General features: G+C 69.7%; 20 protein-coding genes, 1 tRNA gene and 1 pseudogene. 7 read left to right on the top strand and 15 right to left on the bottom strand.

The genetic code is table 11. From position 1 onward, the window contains the following. The first annotated feature begins 1 nt into the window (after position 1). The 3 genes from HNR22_RS25045 to HNR22_RS25035 all read left to right on the top strand — a co-directional run bounded on the left by HNR22_RS25045 (position 2) and on the right by HNR22_RS25035 (position 1,615). Entirely contained in the window at positions 2-928 is a 927-nt protein-coding gene (locus HNR22_RS25045) for an HNH endonuclease family protein (protein WP_218906696.1), read from the top strand. Further along, a tRNA-Leu gene (locus HNR22_RS25040) sits at positions 914-996 on the top strand. Before HNR22_RS25045 ends, HNR22_RS25040 begins: the two co-directional genes overlap by 15 nt. A 91-nt stretch (positions 997-1,087) precedes the next feature. After that, the gene (locus HNR22_RS25035; RefSeq protein ID WP_179782401.1) at positions 1,088-1,615 is read left to right on the top strand and encodes a GNAT family N-acetyltransferase; all 528 of its coding nucleotides are present in this window, start codon (positions 1,088-1,090) and stop codon (positions 1,613-1,615) included. Positions 1,616-1,619: 4 nt separating this feature from the next. Here HNR22_RS25035 and HNR22_RS25030 read toward each other — a convergent pair whose 3' ends face one another. The 3 genes from HNR22_RS25030 to HNR22_RS25020 all read right to left on the bottom strand — a co-directional run bounded on the left by HNR22_RS25030 (position 1,620) and on the right by HNR22_RS25020 (position 4,378). After that, the gene (locus HNR22_RS25030; RefSeq protein WP_179782400.1) at positions 1,620-2,609 is read right to left on the bottom strand and encodes an expansin EXLX1 family cellulose-binding protein; all 990 of its coding nucleotides are present in this window, start codon (positions 2,607-2,609) and stop codon (positions 1,620-1,622) included. Between the two features lie 112 nt (positions 2,610-2,721). Then, positions 2,722-3,540 (bottom strand): MOSC domain-containing protein, encoded by an 819-nt coding sequence (locus tag HNR22_RS25025; RefSeq protein ID WP_179782399.1) that lies wholly within the window; start codon positions 3,538-3,540, stop codon positions 2,722-2,724. 4 nt (positions 3,541-3,544) lie between these two features. Continuing rightward, positions 3,545-4,378: a class I SAM-dependent methyltransferase gene (locus HNR22_RS25020; RefSeq protein ID WP_179782398.1), complete on the bottom strand. Its 834-nt coding sequence runs from the start codon at positions 4,376-4,378 to the stop codon at positions 3,545-3,547. Positions 4,379-4,497: 119 nt separating this feature from the next. Here HNR22_RS25020 and HNR22_RS25015 point away from each other — a divergent pair, with 119 nt between their 5' ends. Together HNR22_RS25015 and HNR22_RS25010 are read left to right on the top strand one after the other, a co-directional pair. Next, positions 4,498-5,565, top strand: coding sequence for an LCP family protein (locus HNR22_RS25015; protein ID WP_179782397.1), 1,068 nt, complete (start codon positions 4,498-4,500; stop codon positions 5,563-5,565). Positions 5,566-5,921: 356 nt separating this feature from the next. Beyond that, positions 5,922-7,226, top strand: a complete 1,305-nt coding sequence (locus tag HNR22_RS25010; RefSeq protein WP_179782396.1) for a sugar transferase — start codon at positions 5,922-5,924, stop codon at positions 7,224-7,226. 42 nt (positions 7,227-7,268) lie between these two features. On the opposite strand, the gene HNR22_RS25005 is transcribed toward HNR22_RS25010, so the two are convergent. The 7 genes and pseudogenes from HNR22_RS25005 to HNR22_RS24975 all read right to left on the bottom strand — a co-directional run. Next, positions 7,269-7,430, bottom strand: coding sequence for a hypothetical protein (locus HNR22_RS25005; RefSeq protein WP_179782395.1), 162 nt, complete (start codon positions 7,428-7,430; stop codon positions 7,269-7,271). A 248-nt stretch (positions 7,431-7,678) separates the two neighbouring features. Further along, entirely contained in the window at positions 7,679-9,160 is a 1,482-nt protein-coding gene (locus HNR22_RS25000) for an oligosaccharide flippase family protein (RefSeq protein WP_179782394.1), read from the bottom strand. Further along, complete coding sequence (locus HNR22_RS24995) at positions 9,157-10,518, bottom strand: hypothetical protein (protein ID WP_179782393.1); 1,362 nt, start codon at positions 10,516-10,518, stop codon at positions 9,157-9,159. Before HNR22_RS24995 ends, HNR22_RS25000 begins: the two co-directional genes overlap by 4 nt. 70 nt (positions 10,519-10,588) lie before the next feature. Then, a complete protein-coding gene (locus HNR22_RS24990) occupies positions 10,589-11,785 on the bottom strand; it encodes a glycosyltransferase (RefSeq protein WP_281374197.1) in 1,197 nt (398 codons plus the stop codon). Positions 11,786-11,790: 5 nt separating this feature from the next. Beyond that, positions 11,791-12,783, bottom strand: a complete 993-nt coding sequence (locus tag HNR22_RS24985; RefSeq protein ID WP_281374196.1) for a glycosyltransferase — start codon at positions 12,781-12,783, stop codon at positions 11,791-11,793. A gap of 90 nt (positions 12,784-12,873) precedes the next feature. Continuing rightward, positions 12,874-14,013, bottom strand: coding sequence for a glycosyltransferase family 4 protein (locus HNR22_RS24980; RefSeq protein WP_246382698.1), 1,140 nt, complete (start codon positions 14,011-14,013; stop codon positions 12,874-12,876). A gap of 189 nt (positions 14,014-14,202) precedes the next feature. Next, a pseudogene (locus HNR22_RS24975) lies at positions 14,203-14,355 on the bottom strand (sugar transferase); the annotation flags it as partial. A 480-nt stretch (positions 14,356-14,835) separates the two neighbouring features. Here HNR22_RS24975 and HNR22_RS24970 point away from each other — a divergent pair. Then, positions 14,836-16,215: a right-handed parallel beta-helix repeat-containing protein gene (locus tag HNR22_RS24970; RefSeq protein WP_179782389.1), complete on the top strand. Its 1,380-nt coding sequence runs from the start codon at positions 14,836-14,838 to the stop codon at positions 16,213-16,215. 19 nt (positions 16,216-16,234) lie between these two features. Here HNR22_RS24970 and HNR22_RS24965 read toward each other — a convergent pair whose 3' ends face one another. The 5 genes from HNR22_RS24965 to HNR22_RS24945 all read right to left on the bottom strand — a co-directional run bounded on the left by HNR22_RS24965 (position 16,235) and on the right by HNR22_RS24945 (position 22,623). Then, positions 16,235-17,446: a hypothetical protein gene (locus tag HNR22_RS24965; RefSeq protein ID WP_179782388.1), complete on the bottom strand. Its 1,212-nt coding sequence runs from the start codon at positions 17,444-17,446 to the stop codon at positions 16,235-16,237. A 17-nt stretch (positions 17,447-17,463) separates the two neighbouring features. Continuing rightward, positions 17,464-18,951 (bottom strand): hypothetical protein, encoded by a 1,488-nt coding sequence (locus tag HNR22_RS24960; protein WP_179782387.1) that lies wholly within the window; start codon positions 18,949-18,951, stop codon positions 17,464-17,466. Further along, complete coding sequence (locus HNR22_RS24955; protein ID WP_343059954.1) at positions 18,948-20,126, bottom strand: glycosyltransferase family 4 protein; 1,179 nt, start codon at positions 20,124-20,126, stop codon at positions 18,948-18,950. Before HNR22_RS24955 ends, HNR22_RS24960 begins: the two co-directional genes overlap by 4 nt. A gap of 3 nt (positions 20,127-20,129) precedes the next feature. Beyond that, the gene (locus HNR22_RS24950; RefSeq protein ID WP_179782386.1) at positions 20,130-21,245 is read right to left on the bottom strand and encodes a glycosyltransferase; all 1,116 of its coding nucleotides are present in this window, start codon (positions 21,243-21,245) and stop codon (positions 20,130-20,132) included. Between the two features lie 154 nt (positions 21,246-21,399). Beyond that, on the bottom strand, positions 21,400-22,623 hold the full coding sequence (locus HNR22_RS24945) for a hypothetical protein (protein ID WP_343059953.1): 1,224 nt from the start codon (positions 22,621-22,623) through the stop codon (positions 21,400-21,402). A gap of 217 nt (positions 22,624-22,840) precedes the next feature. On the opposite strand from HNR22_RS24945, the gene HNR22_RS24940 reads away from it, so the two are divergent. Beyond that, positions 22,841-23,692 (top strand): MurR/RpiR family transcriptional regulator, encoded by an 852-nt coding sequence (locus tag HNR22_RS24940; RefSeq protein WP_179782384.1) that lies wholly within the window; start codon positions 22,841-22,843, stop codon positions 23,690-23,692.

The following is a 23,692-nucleotide window of genomic DNA, read 5'->3' as shown; positions in this document are numbered from 1 at the left end:
AGTGGTTCGATACAAGTACACGCCCGAAGCGTTGGCGGCCGCTGCCGCCGCCGCGCGCAACATCACCGAGGTGATGCGGCTGCTCGGCGTTCGCGTCAGCGGTGGCTCGCACGCGCACATCAGTCGGCAGCTCAAACGCTTCAACGTCGACACGTCACACTTCACCGGTCAGGCACACAACAAGGGCCGCCGAGGTGAACGGCGCACCACATCAGCACAACTTCTGGTCGTGCTGCCCGACGGGTCCCGTCGGACGCCCGGCGTGCGATTGAAGTGGGCGCTGGGCACACTCGGCGTGCCGCAGGAGTGCGAGGGCTGCGGGATAGGGCCGGTGTGGCGAGGCGCTCCACTCATCCTGCACGTCGACCACATCAACGGGGACTTCCTCGACAACCGTCCACCGAACCTGCGGCTCCTCTGCCCGAACTGCCACAGTCAGACCTCCACCTACGCCGGCCGGCGGAACCAGGCTCGCATCCCCACCATTCCCGTGCGACCGGCGCCCGGTGACCAGGAACGCTCGCACGAGACTGCCGGATCCGGTCGCCGACCAGCAAGGCGGGAGGATCTCGTCGACCTGTTTGGTCAGGTCGACGCGCAGCAGGTGACGGCCCTGGAGGCGGCACGGCGGTTGGACTGGTCCCCGGCCTATCTGCACAAGGTTCGGCGGAGGCTCGAGCAGGACGGAGTGTTGAGGCCACGTCCGGACCGAAGGTGGCGTTCGAGGGCGCATCGCGACGTGGTGATAGAACAGGCGCTGGCGCATCCTGATGTTGGACCGAAGCGGCTGTCGGGGATCCTCCGCAATCTGCCGGGCCGAGCATGCAGGGTGAGTCATGGCACGGTCTCGACCATCCTCAGGGAGGCCGGGCTCAACACCGTCGACGCCAGACGCTCTAGACTCAGGGCGTTGGCGGGAGTGGCGTAACGGCAGCCGCGCAGGTCTTAGGAACCTGTATCCGGAAGGATGTGGGGGTTCGAATCCCCTCTCCCGCACAGGTCGACACACACCCCGCACCAGCGCGCGATTGTCGGGAGCGTCACTGTCGTGGGTCGCGGGCCTGGTCATCGGGTCAGGATGGCGGGCGTGAGTCTGCGTTTCGTCCTCGACCCCGACCTGACCCCACAACTGCGCGCCGAGATCGTCGACCTCTGGGCGGATGTCAGCAACGCCGGCGGCGCTGTCGGTTTCGTGCCGCCGGTCACCGCCGCTGACGTTCGTGTCCTCGCCGACCCGACCTTCGCCGGTATCGCCGACGGTCTGGACCGGCTGCTGGTCGGCTACTCGGGAGACCGGCTGGTGGCGGTTCTGATCTTCAGTGACAACCGTTTCCCGCTCAAGGCGCACTGGTGTGTGTTGAAGCGGGTGATGGTCCACCCGGACACTCAGGGCGCCGGCTACGGTGCCGCGCTGATGGTCGAGGCGGCCCGGTTGGGGCGGGAGTTCGGCCACGAGGCGTTGCACGTCACGGTGCGCGACGGGTTGGGGTTGGACACGTTCTACGCCCGTCTCGGTTATCGGGAGATCGGCCGGCTGCCGCGCGCGTTGCGGGTGGCGCCCGATGACGACCGCGACGAGATCCTGATGTGGCTCGACCTGACGCCCGTCGACTGAGCGGTCAGCCCGCGCACCAGCGGGCGTTCGCTCCGGCCGGCTGGGTGGTCGGCGTACCGGTGGCTGGTGCGCTCGCCTTCGCCACCTCGACCGGACGGCGGGCGGGGGTCGGCGTGACAGCGGGTCGGCTGTTCGGCGGCCGGGCCGATGCGGAGGCGCGCGGGGTGGCCGCCACGGCGCCGCGCCCGTACATCGGGACGACGCTGTTCTGCACCTGACCGGGTGCCAGACGGACGCCGCCGACGGTGACCCGGTTTCCGTAGACGTCGCTGACGCGGATGCTGAACGGGCCGGGCCCGGCACCGGAGGCGATCAGCCAGTAGTTGTAGTCCTGCCGGGCGGCCGACTGCCACGCACCGCTGTCACCCTGGCGGACCTCGACGGACCGCAGCGGGTTGCCGTGGTTTCCGATCCGGACGGCGAACCACCACTGCGACGCGCCCTCCTTCATCCGGAAGGTGAGCGGTCCGGGCAGCGGCGGGTTGACCACAGCGCGGTAGGTGACGGGGACGAGGCCCTGGACCGGGTCGGCGATCCGGGCGAACGCCTCGCGGGACAGATCGAGGTGCCCGGGCGCGCACTCCGGGCACTGGTCCATGATCAGCACTCGGACGGTGCCCTTCGGGCCGGTCACGTCGAGGAATCCGCCGCAGGCGGCAGCCGCGGAGTATTCGCTCGGGCCGAGCGCCACGTAGAGCCGGTTGGCCGGCGCGGCGGGGTTCGAGCAGTTGCCGCCGGCACCCTTCGAGTCGTAGAAGGTGGCCTTGCCGCTGTGTGTGGCGTTGCCGGTGGGTGGCGCGGCGGCGAGCGGTCGGGCGGCGGCGCAGGCCGGGGCGGAGCCGGATCGCAGGGTCAGGGTGAGGCCGAGTGCCGCCGCGACAACGGTGACGCCGGTCGCCACCAGCCAGGGCACCGAGCGGGACGACGACGCGGGCCGCTCCTCGGGAGCATGGTCCAGGTCGATGGTGATGTCGACAGCGCTCTCGTCCGTCACGACGGCGATGCTGCCGGACCCGGGCGCGGGCGGACAAGCCGGCTAAGCCAAAGCTAAGACAGCATCGACGGACGGTGATCGGCGCGTACCGATCGCGGGTCGCGCCCGCCCGTCAGGTCGCGAGGACGACCGGAGCCCCCACGGCCAGGGGTCCACTGTCGATCGGCACCAGGTGCAGTCCGAAGAGGAGCTTCTGCTGGACGTTGCGGTGTCGCCCGAGTGTGCGCAGCGGCTCCTTCGTGCGTACCCCGGTCTCCTGGTCCGTGGTGGTCACCACGCAACGGTCGCACGGCCCGGCGGCACGAAACCGCAGGTCACCGATGTGCAGCGACCGGCCGGCCCAGTCATCCTCGGCCCAGGACGGCGCCCCGTCGACCACCAGGTTGGGCCGGAACCGGGTCATCGGCACCGGCTCCTCCCCCGCCTCGGCCAGCCAACCGTTGAGGGCGTCGAGGGAGGCGGTGTTGGCCAGCAGCAGCGGGTAGGCGTCGGCGAAGCTGACCTGGTCACCGGTGTCGTGTTCACGGTCCCCGGCGGCCAGGTGGCGGGTCGGCTGACCCAGCCAGACCAGCCGGACCGGTCGGCCGAGCAACGCGCCGAGCCAGTCGTCGGCCGCCGGGCCGGCCAGCAGGGCCGGGACCGGGAGCTTGCGGCTGCGGAAGGTGCGCACCGCGACCGGTTCACCCCCGGCCGGCTCGGGCACGTCGAGGTCGGGCTGCCCGTCGGCGCTCAGCACCAGACCCCCGGGGCGCACGGTGGCGCGCAGGCCGACCAGCCGGGTGGTCTCGCGTTGGGTGACGCCGACGCCGTCGGCGTCCACGACCATCCAGCGTCGGTCGCCGGCCAGGCCCCACGGCTGCACGAACGCGCCGTCGTGGTCGAGCCGGTGGCAACCCTTGACGGGGTACGTGTGAATCGAGGTCAGCCGCACCCGGTCACCATGCCACGCCGATGCCGTCTCCCGGGTACCAGTGGTTGGCGGGGCTCTCCCGGTAGGCGAGGAACCGCCGGCCGGTGCGCTCGGCGTGCTCGGCCAGCACGTTGGTGCTGGTGACGTTGTCGGTGAGCAGGATCGCGCCGGGGGCGAGCTTCGGCTCGACGGCGTCGAACTCGCGTTTCTCGTGGGCGCGGCTGTGGTCGCTGTCGTGCAGGAAGAGGTCGACCGGGCGGTCCAGTGCGCCGATCGAGGCGATCGAGTCGCCGATCACCAGGTCGACGACCTCCGACCAGGGCTCGCTGGCGGCCAGGTAGCCAGCCTCGGGGTTGATGTCCAGCGACGTGACCCGGCCCGGGTGGCCCTCCTGTGCGTTGCGGAGCAGGGCGGACGCCAGGACGCAGGTGCCCAGTCCCTTGTCGACGCCGGTCTCCACCACGTGTGCGGGGCGGGTGGCCCGGACGATCGCGTACCAACCCACGCGTCGGGCGTAGTGGACGTGTTTGTCGGCGAGACCGCGGCGGGCGGCGCCCGCGGTGGCCCGTTCGATGTGCTGGCGCAGCGCCTGGTCGGACTCGATCTCGTCGAGCCACCCTCGGACCTGCTGCACGGGCCGGTCGCAGACCACGCTGACGAACCAGGCCAGGTGGTGACGGCTGAGTTTGGTCAGCTCGTACGTGTAGTTGTGATGTTCCCGGGAGGTGACCAGCCACCGGGCCGAGATGCGCAGCACCTTGGCGTCATGGCGGGCGACCCGGGCGAGCCGCTTGGGAAATGCGGCGACGGGGGCGAGCGGGGTACGGGCGATGGCCCGGCGCAGCTGCGTGGCGTCCACCGCTGCTTCATACCAGGTTCAGGCGATCGTCCGGGCGGAAAGTTTTTTGGTCAGGATGTGAAACCGTACGGCCCAGACGGGGGCACGTGAGCGTAACCCGCAATCAGTAGCATCGCGGCATGCAGTATCGCCAAGAGTACGCGGAGCCCGAGACCCAGCTCATCGCGGCACAGCAACCATCGGAGCCGACCAAGAAGGCGCGCACCAAGCGTCCCCGGTGGCAAAAAGTCGCTTTGATCACCTTCGTGGTCCTCGCATTGCTCGCTGGTGGCGGAATGATCGCTGGCGGCTTGTACTTCCGGTCGATCAACTCCGGCATTGAGCGCGTCGACGCCTTCGACGGTGTGCCGGAGGCCGAGCGTCCGCAGGTGGGTGAGAGCGCCAAGGGCGCCATGAACATCATGATCCTCGGCAGCGACTCGCGCGATCCGGAGAGTGACTCCGGCTCCCGGACCGACACCATCATCCTGGCCCACCTTCCGAAGGACCGGTCCAGCGCCCAGCTCATCTCGATCCCACGGGACACCTGGGTCAACGTGCCGAAGTCATCGAACGGCCGGGGCGGTAAGGACGCGAAGATCAACGCCTCCTTCGCGTGGGGCGGCGTTCCGTTGATGGTGCAGACGGTGGAGAAGTTCACCGGCGTACGCGTCGACCACGTGACGATGGTCGACTTCGCAGGCTTCAAGGAGATCGTCGACGCCCTTGGCGGCATCGAGATCGACGTGGAGAAGGGCTTCACCTCGAATTACGCGTTGAGCAGTAACCGCACGTTCAACAAGGGCCGGCAGACGATGGACGGGGCCACCGCGCTCGACTACGCACGGGAACGCCACGCCTTCGCCGACGGCGACTTCGCCCGGATCAGGCACCAGCAGCAGGTCATCAAGGCGATCCTGGACAAGGCGGCATCCGGGGGAACGCTCGCCAACCCGGCCAAGCTGAACTCCTTCGTCAAGGCGACGGCGGACGCGGTCGCCGTGGACAAGTCGCTGAACCTGCTGGACCTCGCGTCCGAGATGCGCGATCTGCGCAGCGGCAACCTGACGTTCCTCACTTCCCCCACCAAGGGCACCGGGATGATCGGCACCGAGAGCGTGGTGCTGGCCGACAAGGAGAGGGCCGCCCGGGTCTTCGGAGCGGTCCGCAACGACAACGTTCCGGAGATCCTGTCCGCCGCAAAGTAGGAGTAGGAACTGGCTTGCCGGCCATGGTGGCGCGCTCCGGCCGATCGTAGAGTTCGGTCGCCCTCTGGTCGGGACACGTGACCGAGGGCTTTCACGGGGGAGGTCCACAAGTGTCAGGCCAGCCAGCGACAAGCCATCCGTCCACGCCACCACTCGGCGGGCGACAATTTGACACGCCGGGCGACGGGGTCCGCCTCTACGGTGGGGCCCCGCCCGTCCCTAAAGCTAGAGAGTCGCAGGTTCAGGCGGAGGCCAAGGCGGAGGCCAAGGCGGAGGTCGCAGGCCTGAATACCACTGCCGTTCTTCCGTACGCAAGGACCCGCACCTCGTCGCGGTTGCGGTGGATGCGGGCATGGATGATGGTTGCTCCCGTCGACGCCGTCGCGCTGCTCGCTCCGCTGCTGCTGAGCCAGAGCTACTGGCGCGGGACCATGGCCAACGCCGCCCTGACAGTGACCCTCTTCGCGGTCGGCGGCCTCTACCGGCCGCGCCGTCACGTGAGCATTCTCGATGAACTGCCGAGCCTTTGTGGGCGACTGCTGGCCGCCGCCTCGGTGGTGGCCATCATCGCGGCGGAGCGCCACGCCTCAGTGGCGTACGTCGGCGGCTTTATGCGAGACGTCGCGCTGTCAGCGCTGTTCGTGATCCTCGGGCGCGCGGCCAGCCGGGCGTTCACCGTCCTGTCCCGCAAGCATCGGTGGGCGGAGCACAACGCGCTCATCGTCGGCGGCGGACCGATCGGTCTCGAACTCGCAAGGTTGCTGCGCCGCTACCCTCAGTACGGCCTACGGTTCGTCGGCTGCGTCGACGCTCCGTCACGACAGGACAACGAGGCGCTTCCCCTGAGTGGGACGCTGACGGACCTCGAACACCTGATCCGGCTGACGGAGTGCGAGGTCCTGATCATCGCCGACCCGGACTGCCACGAGTCCACGCTCATGGACACTCTGCTGCAGCCGCGCAGCTCGCGTTGTGACCTCTGGGCCGTGCCGCGCCTGTGGGGTTCACGCTCCCACAACGGCTACCCCGACCACATCGGCGCGTTCCCGATCGTCAAGATCGGTGACATTTCGCTGACCGGCCCGCGGTGGGCCATCAAGCGGGCGTCCGACGTGCTGTTCGCCGCGATCGCTCTCATCCTGCTGAGCCCGGTGCTGTTGCTCTGCGCCATCGCCACGTTCATCGACGGTGGCCGTGGGATCTTCTTCTACCAGGAGCGGATCGGCCGGTACGGCAAGCCATTCAAGGTAATCAAGTTCCGGTCGATGCGTCCGGTAAACGAGCAGGAGTCCCAGACCAACTGGTCCATCGCGCACGACAACCGGGTCAGCCCCATCGGCCGGTTCATGCGCCGCACGTCGCTGGACGAGCTGCCCCAGCTGTGGAACATCCTCCGGGGTGACATGAGCGTGGTCGGGCCGCGGCCGGAGCGGCCGTACTTCGTCGAGAAGTTCACGGCCGAGTACCCCAACTACGCGTCGCGGCACCGGGTTCCCGTCGGGCTCACCGGGCTCGCACAGGTCAGTGGCCTGCGCGGCGATACGCCGATCTCCGACCGGGCGAGGTTCGACAACTACTACATCGAGAACTGGGTGCTCTGGCTCGACATAAAGATCATTCTGCGTACGGTGGCCGAGGTGTTCCGCGCCGGGGGCCGCTGACGGCAGGCCGAGAGGGACCTCGGCCGGTACCGCGTCAGCCCGTCAGCCGGCGCCGACGACGGCCCACGCGGCGAGTCCGGCGACGCCGAGGGCCCCGCTGCCGACGACCCGGTTCCGGCCCATTGTGGTGGTTGCCGGCGCGCAGCCGTGGCCGAGGACGGCTGGCTCGGCCGGCGGATCCGGGTCGGGGCCGTCGTCTTCCACGCGGCCAAGCCGTGCGACCGGTGTCCTGGTCCCTACCACTGACCAGGACACCGGTGAGAAGGGCCGCCAGCCGCTGCGGGTGACCAACGGCGGGTCAGGCCGGTGGCGGGGGTGAAGGTGTTGCGGCCCTGCCACATCGGGAGGGGTGAGGGCTAGTGCCAACCACTCCTCCCACGTCGTCGACCTGATCAAGGTCCCTGGCCGCGACCAAGGCCGACCTGCTGATCCGCTGCAAGAACAGCCGCCGCCTACCGATGATCCACCGCAACCGCGACGGGAGAGTCCGGCTCGGCAAAGCCGCCTCCCTGGTCAGCCGGCTCGGCGGAGGCGCTCCCGGCCGAGCGTGGATGTAGCAGGCCCCGGCGGAACGCCATCACCATCACGAGCAGGAACAGGGCCACGGCGATGGCGGCCTGCGCCAACGCTCGCTGCGCCGGGTCGCGAAGCAGGAAGCCGACCAGCAAGACCGGCAGCGCGACAGCGGCAGCGACCGGAACACCGGAGAAGACGGCAGCGAGGGTCCGCGCCGGACGCAGCCCAAGCGCCCGCGAGCCGACGGTCGACATGGCCGGCGCCAGAGCGAGGGCGGTCAGGGCGTACCCGGTCGCGATCCCGACCGCACCCCAGTTCGCCGCAACCAGATAGACCGGAAGGCTGACGGCGAACATCGCCACAGTCAGGAGAAAGTACGGCTTCACGGCGCCGACAGACCACATGGCCGGCCGGACGAAACCGACGGAAACCTGGGCGGCGCCGACGACACAGAGGATCTGGGTCACCGGGACAGCCGACCTCCACTGCTCGCCGAGCACCACCGGCACAAGCCACGGCGCCACGAAAAAGGCCATGGTCAGGGTGGGCCAGATCGCGACGCTCAGCGACTTGGTCCGTGTCAGGAGCACCGGACCGAGGCTCTGGCCGGCGCGATGCCGCTCCGAGAACTCCGGCAACGCCACCCGTACGATCACCTCGCCGAGGAACTGGACGGGCGTCACGAGGAACCGCACACCGACCGAGTACACCGACAACTGGGCGGCCCCGGCCATCCAGCCCACGATAATGGAGTCGATGTTCCTGCTACTCACCGCCAGGGCGTCGGAGCCGAAACTCTTGGAACTGAAGGACCAGAGCTCTCGGAAGCTCTCCCGATCCCACCGCGGCCACGGGAACGGTCCCGACAGCCAGATCCAGGCGATGGTGAGGGCCACATCCGCGGCGAGGACCGACACCACGTACGCGAACTCCCCAAGACCCAGGACGAGTGCGACCACGCAACAGGCGAGCGAGATGAGCGCGACGCCGGTCTCGGCCATGCCGATCAGGTGCTGCCGCTGCTCCCGATAGAGGCGCGACTGCGATACCAGACCGATCGACCGGATCAGAGGCGCCACGCTGAGCATGCAGAAGAGCAGCATCGTCGTCGAGCCGAGCGGGCCTGCCAGGCCGGCGAGGCACGCCGCGACGGTGCCGACCGCGAAGAGGGAACCGCAGGCCCAGCTCATCAGGGCCGCGGTACGGAGGTGGCGTGAGGTCAGCGACGGGCGTTGGATGATGGCGGAGACAAGGCCGAGGTCGACGCTGAGTGACACGTACGTCATGAACACGGCACCGGCCGCGATAGGTGCGAACTTCGTCGGCCCGAGGATCCGGGCGAGCATCAGGGCGACGACAATCCGCGACAGTTGCGAACTAGCCAGCCCGATGCTCGCCCACGCGACCGTCCGCCTCATACCGTGACCCGCTTCCTACGGGTCCCTGCTCTCGAGGGGCCCAACAGCCACCGCTTCCCGAGGGCGTCTCGGACCGGCACCCGTCCGTTCGGGAGCGTCAGGTTGGGTCCGTCGTTGCGGAGCATGTGTGGTATTCCGAGCAGCGCGCCCAGGAGAAAGGCCTGCTCCCAGGCGTAGATGCTGGAGAAGTACGTGGCGGCTGTTACGGCAAGGGCGAGAGCCGCGGGACCGACCATGAAATACCCGGCCCGCCAGGCGTCAGCGACTCTCCGGCCGATGGCCAACCACATGGCGATCAGCGCCAGCACGCCGGCCGCCCCGAAATAGACGCCCAAGAGGCTCGGCATGGTCTTGGGCGAGAAGCCGTAGCTGCCGTCGGCGTTGAGCTGTTCGTCCAGCTCGGTGAAGTCCGAGGGTGAGAAGCTGTCGTCGAACTGGTCCATGGAAGCCCGGACGTAATTGGGCAACCACTCCAGCGGACCGGAGAATCCCATCCCGACCGGATGGTCCAGCGCGGCGTCCATGCTGGCGTCACCCCACACCGAGCGCACGGCGTCCGAGCTGGAGTACGACATTCCGGCCCACTGGGGCGCGGTGACCAGAGCACCCAGCCCGAATCCGCCGAGTAGCGTCACGACCACGAGTACGCCGCCCGGTGCGACGTTCGCCCAGCGTCCCACTCGGGGCACCAACCAATGCAGCAGAATGGCTCCGAAGATGGCCGCGCAGAAAGCCATCCCAGCCACCAGCGTTCCCCGGCTCGGCATGAGGTACGCCAGCGCGCCGGCCACGACACCGATGCCGAGCGCCCACGCCTTGTTGCGGACCCGGAGAGTAGCCGTGGCCAACGCGACCAGCACTCCGGCACCGAGGGCGGAGGCCTCGAAGCGTCCCCCTCGGGCACGCTGGTTGAGATTCTCGATCCCGTGCAGGAACCACACGTCGTTGCGAGGCATGACGCCGAGCAGGTCCAACGCGCCGAACAGCACGAGCATCCCGAGGCTGACCAAGCCGAAGAGTGTGATCAGTGAGGGCCGGTAAGCCGCGAGTCTCCCGGCGACGACCATGATGGCGAAGAAGACCGCGATCGGGATCCCGACGGCGAGGGCCTTGAAGTAGAGATTGACGCCCTTACTCTCGCTGGGAAGGACGAAGAACGTCACCGCCGTGACGATCACACCCGTACCGAGCAGCAGGATGAGGACTCTCGGCCACATGCTGTCCCGGTCCCGAGGCAGCAGGAGGCCGCAGAGCAGCAGCGGGACCCAGGCGAGACTCGCCCCGAAGGTTCCCGCGAGCGCCCGGAGCGGGGCGATGTCGTCGAAGGCGACGAGAACACCGGCCACACAGACAAGCACCGTGATGACGGTGTGCCGCCGTTCGCCCAATCCGAACCACCGGCCGCCGTTTAGTTCCCCGTGACGCACGCTATGCCCCCGCCACGCTCGGGCGCACGGCATGCTCGGCGACCGCCGCGTCCAGCAGCGCACCCACGGATGCCGCCGAATACGCGTCCCGGCGGGCCACCAGGCTGTCCTTCGCTTCACGCCAGGCACGATCGTCGCTGAGAAGCGTGGCGGTCCGTTCTGCGAACGCTTCCGGTGTGTCGGCGTGACTGAGCGCCCCGCTCAACGCACTGAGACCACGTCCTCCCACCGTCGTCGTCACGACCGGGATCGCCCAGCGCATAGGGTCACCAAGTTTCAGATTGACGCCACTGCCGGCGAAGACGGGGTTCACAAAGACGCGACTGACGGCGAGGAACTGGTTGATGTCCTCAGGACTGGCGACCAGCGTCACGTTCGGGGTGGCGGCGGCGGACCGGACGAGTTCCGCCACCGGCCGTCGTCCCGCGATCGTTAGTGTCGCGTCGGGCACCCGGGCCAGCACCTTCGGCCACGTCTCGGCCAGGAACCACTGAAGGCCCTCGATCGCGTGCGGGATGTCGAGAGAGCCGATGAAGGTGACGGTCCGGGCCCGGTGCACGTTCAGGTCGAGCCCGTCGGAGAGCGGCACGTCGAACATGATGGGCGGGATGATCGTATGGGGGATGCCGCTGAAACGCGGTGCGACGTCGTCCGCTGACATGAACCAGATCTTCGTGATCGGGAAGTCGCGGACGGCACGGAAGAACTTCCGGATCCGGACGTACTCCGCGAGCAGGTACGGCGCCCGCACCCCCTTCGCCGCTCGCAACAGGTCCCGGAAGTACCGGACCTCGTCGTTGTGTGCCCGCAGCACGACGGGCAGCGGACCCAACTCCTCCCTCAGCCGGAACGCCGCCGGAAGGGTCCACTCGTGGTGACTGACGATCAGGTCAGGCTTCCAGTCGCGGACCTCGGCGAGGCTGCTGTCGTCCTCGAGACGGCTCGACACCTGGTACGGCAGGAGGGGGTTGCTCAAGGTAGCGCGAACCAGGGTCCTCCGCGGGACCGGTACGAAGGCGCTGACGAAGTCCTCGTTCGCCGACCGGGTGTCCGGGGTCAGGTCCTCCTCGTGATGGAAGCCGAGCACAAAAACCTCGTGACCGGCGGCCCGCATCGCCGCAACCTCATTGCGCATCGCCACCCGTCCGCCATGTACCGCGGGGAGCGGGAGGTCGTCGCAGATGTGCAGGACCCTCATTTGGCCTACGCCTCCCCGCGCTGACTCTGGGCACTTGCTATTTCACGCTCAACCGGGAAAGCGGCGCCGACCGGCCGGCCGGCCGCGTTCCGCTCGCCTCTGAACGGGGACGACGGGGGTTTGCCACCGATCCCCTTGCGCCCGTCCTGCAGCCCGCGCCACGCCCAGAGGATCCCGCTCAGCCGCCGGTCCCGGACCGCGATGGCGCAGGTACGGACGAAGTCCAGCAGGCTGAACCGGAGTCGCAGGTCGAAGTAGTGCGGAAAGACCGAGAGGAACAGGATCCGATTGCGGACCCGGAGGTATGGCGTGTAGTTGCCCGGCTCCTGGGCGCATACCGCATTGGGCACGAGGCGCACCGTCCACCCCTGCAGGCGCAGCCGCAGCTGAAACTCGACCTCCTCGAAATAGAGGAAAAAGTCCTCCCGCAGGTGGCCGACCGCCTCAAGCGCGCTCTTACGCACCAGCAGGAAGGCTCCGTCCGCCCAGGCAACGTCGAAGTCCGGTTGGCCGACCCATTGGCTGGCCGCGGCGCGGTACCCGCCGTGATAGGTACGCCCCTTGGCGTCGAGCATCCCGCCGGCGGAGAACACCTGTTCCGGGTTCGACCGGAAGAGCAGCAGCGGCGCGGCGACTCCGGCCTCGGGATGTGCCTGCAGGCAGCGCAGCAGATTCTCGACCGCGACCGGCGACGCGGACGCGTCCTGCGTCGCCAGGAGGACGTGCTCGGATCCGGAGTTGTGCAGGTAGCGAAGCCCAGCGTTGACTGCCGCGGCGTAGCCCGGGTTTCCCGGGGAGTTCACCACTTCAACACCGACCGCCCTGAGCGCGGCGGGGGCGGCCGCAAACTCCCCGCTGTTGTCGACGACAACGACGTGCCGGGGAGCGCGCGACCAACCGCGGATCTGGCCGACCAGCTCGGTCACCTGGGCCACGTTCCTGTAGTGAACGATGACTATGTCATAGCCCGGCTCGCTGCCAGGGCGCGAGTCAGCCATCCTCGGTTCTCCCTCGATTTCCGAAACTAGGCCGCGTCACGGTGTGAGACGGCGGGAGGTAAGGCCATGGCCGCGGGGATGCCATCGCGCTCATCGCGTGCTGAGCCGGTACAACTCTGCCAAGGCGCTGCGCTGAGCTGCGAGGCTGAACCTTTCACGAACCTCCCGGCGGCACGCTTCCGCGAGTTGGTCGAGACCACCGGTGGCCAAAAGGTCCTGGACTGCTGTTGCCGCCTGGCGCGCGTCCTCGACAAGAGGTATCGAACTGATATCGGCCACGCTCGGGATACGCCGCGCCACGACCGGGACTCCTACGCTCATTGCCTCAAGGAGAGCGAGCGGGGCCCCTGCTTCATAATGTGCGCCGTGCACGAGAACGACCGCCCGTTCCTTGATGAACCGCATCAGGGCGTCGCGGTCCATCCAGCCCGTAACCGTTACTCCAGACTCTTGCAGCAGGCGGGTGTACTTCTCGTCGCCGGCACCGATCCAGAAGAACCTCAGCGGCCTGCCGTCCGGCCCGACGGTACCGGCCAAACGCTTGGCCGCCTCTGCGAAGAACGCAGGATTCTTCTGGGTGCAGACACGGCCGACCGTGACGACCGAATCGGGCGTCCTCGGCTCCACCTGCTCAGGAACCGGCAGGAAGTGGCGGACGATGGTGATCTTCGAACCGGGTATCCCGAGCCTCTTGAGTTGATCGGCCTCGTGGCTGCTCACGGCGCCGTAGGCATCCGCCCGCCCACGCAGTGCCCATTCGATCGCCCGCGTCCAGGATCGCACCTCATACCAACGTTTGGCGCTGTACGCGAGGGCGTGCGGACTGTAAACGATGCGCGCGCCGGACGGGCGCTCGGCCGTGCGTACCGCTACACCAGCCCAGGAAGAGTGGCAGTGAATGACTTCGGACGTGCTCTCCAGACGACGGTAACGCCGCGCGAGTTGGCCGAGGTTGTCGAGGATCGTGACCTGCGCGAAGGGATCCATGATCTGGCTTGAGACCACCTCGTCCCGGGCAGAGACGAGTGCCTCGTGCTTCAGCTCAGGCAGGGAGGCTGCATACTGCGCCATCGCCGTCGCGACTCCGGCGCCGAAAGCCTGGGTCACATGGAGAACGGCCGGCTGCGAGATCGCGTATCCCGCTGTTTCGGCGTCGTTTACCGCGGTGCCGAGCGCCGTGTCGCCACCGGCTCGGGGTCCCGTGCCACGCACGCTTCGTTGGTTCAACATGCCAGACACGGGCAGAGGGTACTGCACTCCGGAACCTCCAGTCCTAGCGGTACTTGTTGCCATGGCCGACCCGATCGGCCCCGCTGCGCGAGCCAGTATCGAACTGACTGAACGCCTTCCGTACTCCTCACACCCGAGACCGTCGTGCACCAGGCCGAACCCGACGCACCGAGCGCCCGGTGGAACCGCTCAGCGACCACCACCACGGAAGACCTCCGCGACCGTCCGCAGCAGCACTTTGATGTCCAGCCAGAGCGACCAGTTCTCGATGTAGTAGTTGTCGAACCGCGCCCGGTCGGAGATCGGGGTGTCGCCGCGCAGGCCACTGACCTGCGCGAGCCCAAGCTGCGTCATGGTCGCAGCTGGATCCCTCGTCACCGATTGCCCGGACATGGTCGATCCTCCCCGTGGAACGCCCGGAGTCCTTGCGAAGGCCCTGGGCGATCGCAACATACGAGGAGGTCAGTCCCGCCACCAGAGCCGGGAGGGCAGATGGAGATCCTCCTTTCCGGCGGAAAGAATCTCCGGAACGGCGTCGCGCGCTGCCCCGGATCCGTTCTGCCCCCCGCGTCCCGGTTGGTGGAGCCGCCGCCTTGCCGACGGCTACCGGCCGGGCAACGAAATGGCATGCCGTCAGGTGTGTTCTCCCCGGCCGCCTCGGCCAGGTCCAGCCAGCATCGTGGCGGCGTCGCAAAGGTCTCGCGCCAGCCCGGGTCCGCCCTGCGGTCGCAGGCCTGGGCCTGTCGCGTGGGTGGGCACTGCCTGTCCGTCCACACCCTCCACGTGGGATCATCGTCCACCGACTCAGGCGGAGGGGGAGCCATGGCCGACGAAGGCAGGGCCGCACGACTCTACGCTGCGGCTGTCACGCGACGCACCGCCCTGCTCCGAGGTGGCGCGGTCGCCGCCGGGCTGGGGACCGCGGCGCTGGGCGGCGCCGCCGCGGCGAACGGCCTCTCCTCTGGCGGCGGCACGGTGGCCAACGTCCGCGACCACGGGGCCCGGGGCGACGGCGCGACGGATGACACCGACGCGCTCCAGGCCGCTATCGACGACGTACGCGCCAGCGGTGGAATCGTGTTCTTCCCGCCCGGCGTGTACGTGACACGCCGGCTCACCCTGTACTCCCGGGTGCACCTGCGCGGCTCCGGCGGCGACTCGACGATCCTGCGGCTGCGCGCCGGCGCGAACTCGGCGATCCTCGAGTCGGAGAACTTCGCCCGGCTCACCGGCACCGCTCCCGAGGCGGGCATCACCCTGTTCAGCGTCCGCGACCTGACCCTCGACGGGAACAAGAGCCAAAACCAGAGGGCCGGCTACGGATTGCGGATCTACGGCTACGGCTACGAACTCACCGAGGTGATCGTCTTCAACTGCCGCAATGACGGAATCGTCAGCGAGTGGGGACCGACCGGCGCGCTACCCACGCCGTCGCATCAGATGGAGGCCCGGATCACGGCCGTGCGTACGCACGACAACGACGGCCACGGCGTCAACTTCCAGGGTCCCCACGACTCGATGTTCCTCAACTGTCTGGCCTTCCAGAACGGGGCGGCCGGCTTCCGACTCAGCGGCGAGTCAAAGGGAACGCTGATGGTCAACTGCCACGCGTGGGGTATCCGGCAGGACCTTGCGTTCGACCTGGCGGCGACCGGCATCGGCTGCATGAACTGCTTCGCCGACCTCAACGGTGGGGTGGGCGTACGGATTTCCCGAAACGACTGTCGCTGGCTGGGCGGCATGGTGCTCGGCTACAACAGCATCGATCCGCACCCGGAGATCGGCGTGCAGTTCGTGCCGGGGATCCAGCCGGACGAACCGTCTGGCTGCCTCGTCGAGAGCAAGGTCATCAACTGCGGAACGGCAGCAGTGGATTTCGGGGCCGACCGGGGTCTGTCGACCGTGCGGGTGAGTCTGTCGCAGCCCGGCGTCAGGGACGAGGACGGCCGCGTGGCCCCCGGATCCGGTCAGGGCTGGATCGGCAGACCGGCGCATACCACGCAGGTGGAGATCACCCAGGGCCTTGGTCATCCGGATAAGAATCTGGTGATCCAACCCGCCTTCGACCTGCGGGCCCAGGCCGACCCCACCCCTCCGGAGGGCGACTCGGTGCGTCTGTTCGCCCGCACCGTGAACGGCCAGACGCAACTGTGCGCGAGGTTTGCCAGCGGGGCGGTCCAGGTCCTGGCGACCGAGTCCTGACCGCTCGCCTGGGCGGAGGCTAGGAGGCGACCGAACTGGCGGCAGGAGTGTCGGCCCGGTCGGCGGGGCCACCGGGCGATGTCGGCGGGGTCAGCCGCATCCGGCCGAGGAACCAGCACACCACCAGAGCCTCGCAGAGCAGCAATTGCAGGACCAAGCCGCCCACCGTGTCGACCCACGCGGCCGACACGGCGAGCCCGCCGAAGGCGATCGCCCGGGAGCCGACCGCGGAGAGCAGGAATCGCCGCGGCGGCGCCCAGATCATGTGTCGCGTGGCCAGCCAGGTGGCCACCGCCAGGAGCGCCTTGTACCCGCAGAAGATGGCCACGACGGTCGTGCCGACCGCGGCCAGATCGGCGGCGAGCAGGTCGCGGATCCGTTCGCTGGCGAGCACCGTCGCCGAGACCACCATCAGCGCCACGACAGCGGCTGCGCGGGTGCCGGTCCGCCAGCGGCTGTCCCGACCGGCGATGATGTCCTCGCGGGTGCTCGCGGACAGCGCGACGTGGAACGGCCCGAAGGCGAGGTCCAGGGCTCGCAGCACGACAACGGCGGTCTGCCCGGCCACCGCGCCGGCGATTGAGGGAAGCGCCAACGCGTAGGCCAGGTCCACGGCGGCCGCCCCGCAGTACGCCGAGCCGACGCGGACGCTCGCCCACAGTCCGGGGCGGATCAGGCCCGCTGTCGCCGGAGCGGCGGTCAGCAGCACCCAGGCGAGGACGGCCACCTGGGCCGGCACGGCGGCCACGTCGACGCGGACGCCGGTCGCGGCGAAGGCCAACCCGGTGAGGATGGTGCCGACCGCCACGAGTTGCAGTATCAGATTCGCGCGCCGTGACGACCGGCGGCGCGCGGTGGACCAGAACAGCGCCTCCAGCGGCAGTTGCAGCACCACCGGCGCGATCATGAACAGGCGGTCGCCGATGCTCGTGTCGGGTAGCGCGACAGACGCGGCGAGGAAGGCCGCCGCTCCGACGGGCAGCATCGTGACCGCGGCGACCCGGCGGGCCCAGGACTCCGGGGACCAGGTGTCGGGCACCAGGCCGGCGGAGAGCGGCCGGCCCACCAGCGACTCCATCAGCGTGTACGGCAGTGCGAGCAGCGTGCCCTGAAGCGCGACGAGAGCCAGCCGCTCGGTGTCCGCCCAGGAAGCCAGGAGGAAGATCACGACGCTGCTCAGCCGGGCGAGCGCCTGCACCGACAACTGGGACTGCTGCAGCCGCCGCCCCACGTCGAGGACGATCCGAATCATCGGGCAGCGGGCCGATCGATCGTCGGTGTGGTGACCGGAAACGTCTTCGACGGCGCAGGCGCGGCCGTGGTGGTCTGGGCCGTCGCACCAGCCGCGGGCGGCAGGTCCGCGGCGTCGAGGTGCCGCCCGTACGCGGCGAAGACGCCCAGGCACATCATGGCCCCCGGGTACTCCCACGCCTCGATGACGAGGAAGGAACAGGCGAGACCGGCGAGCAGGGCGACGAGGAGCACCGAACCGGGTCGTTCGTCGGTACGCCGCCACAGTTTCCACAGCAGGTACCCGGTCGCCGCCACCAGGGCCACTCCGATCACCGGTCCGAACTGCAAGACGACGCTGACGAAGTAATTGTCGATGAAGATCTGCTGGCTGCTGGTCACCCGTGAGGTCGTGGCAGCGCCGACGCCACCAATGCCCAGCCCCCACACCGGCAGGTCCGCGTCGAACAGGTCCGCCCACACGTCGAACCGTTGGAAGAGACTGGTGGCCCCGGCCATACCGAGCGCCACGAAACCGGCCGCGACGGCGGCCACCACGCCCAACCCGACGATCCGGGCCCGTCGACGTCCAGCGGTGCCACCGGACCGGTTGAGCACCACGGCGGCGACCATCCCACCGGCGACCAGGAGCACGCCGGAACGACTGGTGCTCAGAACGAGGCAGAGGACGCTGGCGGCCCCGCCAGCGTGCCAGGACCAGCGGTTGGGTCGCGCTGTCGGCGTCAGCCACAGCACCACGTAGCCCAGTAGGTACGCCCCGGCGAGGATGCCGAGCTCGGCGTTGAACGAGGTCAGCCCGGGCACCCGGAAGGTGTCCCCGATGTACCTCACGGCCGTGTCCTCCTCGAAGCCCCACTGCACGAGGCGGGCCGGTCCGACCGCGAGCTCGCCGACGCTGGCCAACGCGTTCGCGATGAGCACCCACGCCAGCACCGTCATCAGGGGGAGCACCTGCCGCCGGGTGAGCGAGCAGAGCACCACGAGCAGCAGGACCGGCAGCACGGTGAGCCGGACACCGACCAGGGTCTGCGCCACACCGTGGTGGGCGAAGCCGATCAGACTCCAGACCCCGACGACGAGCAGCGCGACGCCGGCCCAGACGAGCTGGCGACGGGTCCAGCGGTGCAACACGACGGTCAGCGCGAACAGCACGCACACCACCACCGCGGCGGAGAGCCCGAGGGCATAGTCCCGCCCGCCGAAGGCGTCGCCGACCACCCCCTCCGCGCCGAGGAACCACAGGCCCAGCGGAGTGTTGAGCACGACCAGCGCATAACCGAGGCCGACCACCGGACTGACCGCGAGGAGGGCGAGCAGCGCCACGAAGATCGGCAGCAGCGGCGACAGACCGGTCAGCAGACAGGCCACCACCGCGAGGAGCAGGATGACCGTCCCGGCGACGGCCAGCCGCCTGGACAGGCGAACGCCGATGAGCGGCAGCCCGCGGGGCGGGGCGACGGCTGGGCCGACGATCCACGACATCATCGCGTGGTCACCTTGAAGGAGGGCCGCCCGTCGGCCGGTGCCGCCACGACAGACTCGTAGCTCTGAATGATGGTGTCGACGTGCCGGTCCCAGTCGAGCCGGCGCCCGTCCTCGATGGCCGAGGCAGTCATCGCGTCGTACTCCCCGTCCGGCATCGAGGCCGCGCGCCGCAACAGCTCGGCCAGCTCGTTGGGCTCGCGAAAGAGCAGCACCGAGCCGTCCGACGCCATGGGCGGGGCCGCGACCGCGTTGGCGATCACTGGACGACCCGCGACCAGCGCCTCCGCGCAGACCAGGCCGAAGGTCTCCGCGCCACGGCTGGGAAACACCAGCCAACCAGCCGACGCGAAGGCAGCCTCCTTGCCCGCCTCGTCGAGGTGGCCCAGATACCGGACCGACGGCACGTCCTCGGCCAGCCGCTCGACCTCGGCCCGCAGCGGGCCGTCTCCGCCGATCAGCAGCGTTCCCCCGGTCGCCGAGCCCGCTTCCCGCCACGCTTCGAGCAGCAGGTCGACGCCCTTGTGCGCGGCGAGAGCACCGAGGTAGAGGAAGACGTTGCGGCCTCCGTACGGCAGCTCCCGGCAGCGGGGCGACGTCGGCATCGCCAGCGACACCACCCGGTCGGTGACCCGGCGGACCCCGGGGGCGCTACCGAGGACACGCCGACGGGTCCGCTCGGAGGGAAAGAGCAGCACGGCCGGACTCAACCGCCGCAGCACCCAAGCCGAGCGCAGACGCAGCAGCCGGTCGAGGCCCGGTGAACGGCCCAGGTTGCCGAGCGCGTTGTTCGGATCGCAGACGGCGTGGTCGTGGACCGAGTGCACGCTCGGGTACGCGCGGACCAGCCGGCCGACCGGCAGGCTGCCGAGACCCTGCCAGTTGTGCACGTGCACCACGTCGGGCGCGAATTCCCGCAACGCGTCCACCCGCAGCCCGGTCGGGTCGACCAGGTCGCCCAGGTGGGTGAGGACCTTGCCGGCGCGCGTACCGGGCTGGCCCAACCGGGCCGCGACCCGGGGCCGGATCGGGACGTCGTCCGGCAGGCTGTGCGCTGACGGGCCGCTGAAGACGCGCACCTCGTGCCCGCGCTGCGTCAGCGCGGCGGAGAGGTTCCGGAGGTACTGTTCGGCACCACCACGGATCGCGAACGACGAGTGGACCATGGCTATCCGCACGACTCAGACCTGCCTTGTGATGGATCGGGTGGCCGGTGTCTGGAGGTCGTGCCCGTTGTCGGCCGCCAGCAGGTCGGCGAGGTGGAGCGTCGCCTCCCGCCAGGATCGCCCGGTCGCACCGACGGGCGGACGGGGAGCACCGGTCGCCTCCGTCACGGCCCGCACCACCGCCGAGGCCGTCCAGGTCGTCATGCGGACGGCCCGCCCGTCGGTCGCCTCGTGCAAGGCGGGGTCGGGTGAGATCACGGTTGGGGTGCCCAGCCGCAGCGCCTCGGCCGCCGGCAGCCCGTACCCCTCGAAGTGGCTCGGCATGAGAAACGCCGCGGCGCCGGCGATCGTGGCGGCGTAGTCGTCATCGGACAGCTGGTCGAGCAGGAGCACCCGGTCGGCGGCCGGGGACGCCGCGACCGCGGCCTCGAACCGCTCGATCCGCTGCCCGCTGGTGAGCACCGCGAGCACGTGGCCGGGAATGTCGGGCAACGCCTCGACGGCGAGTTCGACCCCCTTGTGTGCGGCGTGGCCGGCGACCACCAGGTACGGGCGGCCGGCGGTGGCGGCGCGTACCTGTGCCTGCGGCCCGCCGGGGGCGACGTGCAGGTCGCTGCCGGGATGCCAGACGACCGTGCGGTGCTCGGGCACGCCGTAGAGGCCGAGCAGATCGTGGCGGGTGCGTGCGCTGACGCACAGCAGCCGCCGAGACCGTTTGATCGCCGTGCCGTAGCTGGCACGCCGGTACTGTCGCACCGCAGTCGGCAGGCCGTGGGGCCACAGCCTGAACGCGAGGTCGTGCACGACAGTGGTGACCGGCAGCCGGCTGCCGACGACGGCGACCGACGGGCTGAGGGAGAGGACGGTGACCAGACCGGCCTTCGCCCTGGCGGTGACCTTCCGCAGGGCGTTGGTGGCGGCCGCGACGGTCCGGGCACGATCGCCGGCCTGCCGACTCACCACGTCCACGTCCGCCGCCGACCCGGCCGGTGGGTCCCAACCTGACGGTACGGCTACCAGCCGGAGGCGCCCGGACGGCCAGTGGCGCGTGATCTCGGTGAGCACGCGGGTGATGCCGCCAGGGCCTACCCCGCTGCAGTCCACGACCGTGGTCGGTTCGGCGGGTCTCATGCGCGATCCGCTCCGCCACCCGGAGCGTCGAGCAGCTGCGCCGAGATGGTCCGCGGCTGGCTTGGCCAACCGGACGTCATCCACCGATGTCATGATGTCTCGCTCACGTCGATGCTTCGCATCGCTCCGACCGGGGCACCGGCCGGAGCCACGGTCAGCTGTTGCGGCGCCAGAGGTCCCGCAGTGCGTCCCAGTTGCCGGCGATGCCGGCCTCGCAGAGCGTCTCGATGTAGAAGGCACCATCGATGTCGTCCCGGTCCCACCAGACACCGCAGATCGTGCGGCCATCCTCGGTCCCGAAGGCGTACTCGACGTAGCTGCCGGCTGCGCCGGTCACGCCGCCGGTCGTTCGGGTCGCCTCGTGCAGCCCCGGTGCCAGTGCGCCGCCGGCGAGGTTGAGTTGCTGACGGTACGCGCGTGCCGCGTCCTTCTGCGACCTTTGTGGATAGAGCGCGAAGTGCACGGATGCGCCGCCGTAGCGGCAGAAGACATGCCGTTCCTCATCGGCCGGCAGCGCTGGGCCACCCACCTCACCGTTGGCCGCGCAGCCGCCGATCCGCGCCAGCCATGGCTCGGCCAGGGGCGCCAACTCGCCCTCGAACTTGGTCTTGTTGATGGCCAGCTGCGTCGCCTCGTACGGCGCGATGGTGGCTTCGGCCGACGGTGTCGGCTTCGCGCCGTCGCCGTCGCCGCTGCCGCCGATGAAGAAGCCCACAGTGCCAGCGACCAGGGCGAGCACCAGCCCGCCGGCGATCAGGAACCACTGGGGCTGCTTCGGCTTCGGTGCCACCGGGGCGATCCGTCGGCCTCCGGAGGAGAACGTGTCGAAAGGCGGGACCGTGCCGGCACTGGCGACGTTCGCCGGGGACTGCGGGGCCGCGGAGACCGGCCCTGTCGACGGCGGTGCGGGCGAGGCCGGCGCAGCCGAGACCGGCTGCGGGGACGCCGACACCGGTTGCCCGGAGACCGGGGTGGTGTGCACCGCCCACGGGAGTTGCGGCGTGTGCGCCACCAGCTCGGGGACGGGGGCAACCGACTCCGGCGGCCCGCTGACCTGCTGCGGCACGCCAGGCGGGGCCGAGGTGGGCGGCGCGGGGATCGGTGGGGCCGAGGTGGGTGGGGCCGAGACCGGCAGATCCGGCACGGGTTGGTAGTCCATGCCGAGGCTCTGGAAGAGTCGCTGCGGCGCATGCCCCTCGTTGGCCCGGTAGGCCACCCAGGGGTGAGCGGCGGAGAGGTCGGCGGCCGCGTACGGGTGGCCGCCAACGGCCTGCGCCAATGCGTTGGCCGCCGAGCCAAAGGCCACACGCCACCGCTCGTCGGACGCGGCGACCCCGTCCAACACGGCCACAGTGGCGAACTGGCCCTGCCCATCCACCGCGGCCCACGCCTTACCAACCTGGCATGCGCCCAACATATGGGTGTACCTGTATGGGCTTTCCGGCTGCATCCCGCTCCTTCGCTCAACCGCCGTGCGGATCCTACAGAGCCCACGCCAACTCAGCGGCCCGCCGGTCGGCCGTGCGACAGCTCAGGAGGACGGGTGGCCACGCCAAAGCTTGCCGACTGAAAGTTTTGATGCATAGAGTCACGCCATGAATGAAGGAGCTGCCGGGGCGTCAGTCGAGCAGGTGCTCGACCTGTTCGACGGGGTGCGGCTCACCCCCACCCAGCGCCGCATCGCGCACTGCCTCGTGCAACACGCCCCCGCCGTGGCGTACCTGTCCGCCGCCGAGGTCGCCGAGCTGGCCGGGGTCAGCCAGCCGTCGGTCACCCGGTTCGCCGTCGCGCTCGGCCACGACGGCTACCCCGCGCTGCGCCGCAGGCTGCGCGACCTCACCATCGCAACGCCGGCCGGATCGGCGGACGGTGGAAACGAACTCCAGCAGGCGGTACGCGCGGAGATGGGAAACCTGGACCGGCTGGCCGCTCAACTCGCCGACCGGGACCGGATCGCCGAGACCGGGCGGCTGCTCGCCGAGAGTCGGCCGCTGCCGGTTCTCGGCCTGCGCGCCGCCGCGCCACTTGCCGCGTACTTCGCCTATTTCGCGGCCAAGGTGCACCCGGACGTACGGGTGCTCGACGACGGCGGCAGCCTGCTCACCGACCGGCTGGAGCAGGCGGCCGAGGCCGGCGCGTCCGCCGTGCTCGCCTTCGTGCTGCCCCGCTACCCCCGGGAGACCCTGGACGCGCTGCGCGACGCCCGCGCCGCCGGGCTGACCGTGGTGGCGATCACCGACTCGCCGGTCAGCCCGGCCACCGAGCACGCCCACGTGGTGCTGCCCGCCGCGGTCGGCGCGCAACTCGTGTTCGACCTGCACACCGCACCGATGACCCTGGCCATGGTGCTGTTGCAGGCGATCTGCGACGCCGCGCCGGCCGACACCCAGCGCCGACTGGAGGCGTTCGAAGCCTCCGCGGCCCGCCGACAGTTGTTCCTCGGATGA

Source organism: Micromonospora jinlongensis (genome assembly GCF_013410645.1).
In the GTDB taxonomy this organism is placed as follows: domain Bacteria; phylum Actinomycetota; class Actinomycetes; order Mycobacteriales; family Micromonosporaceae; genus Micromonospora; species Micromonospora zamorensis.
The sequence above is the reverse complement of the archived record's forward strand: the minus strand, read 5'-3'. Positions and strand labels throughout refer to the sequence as shown.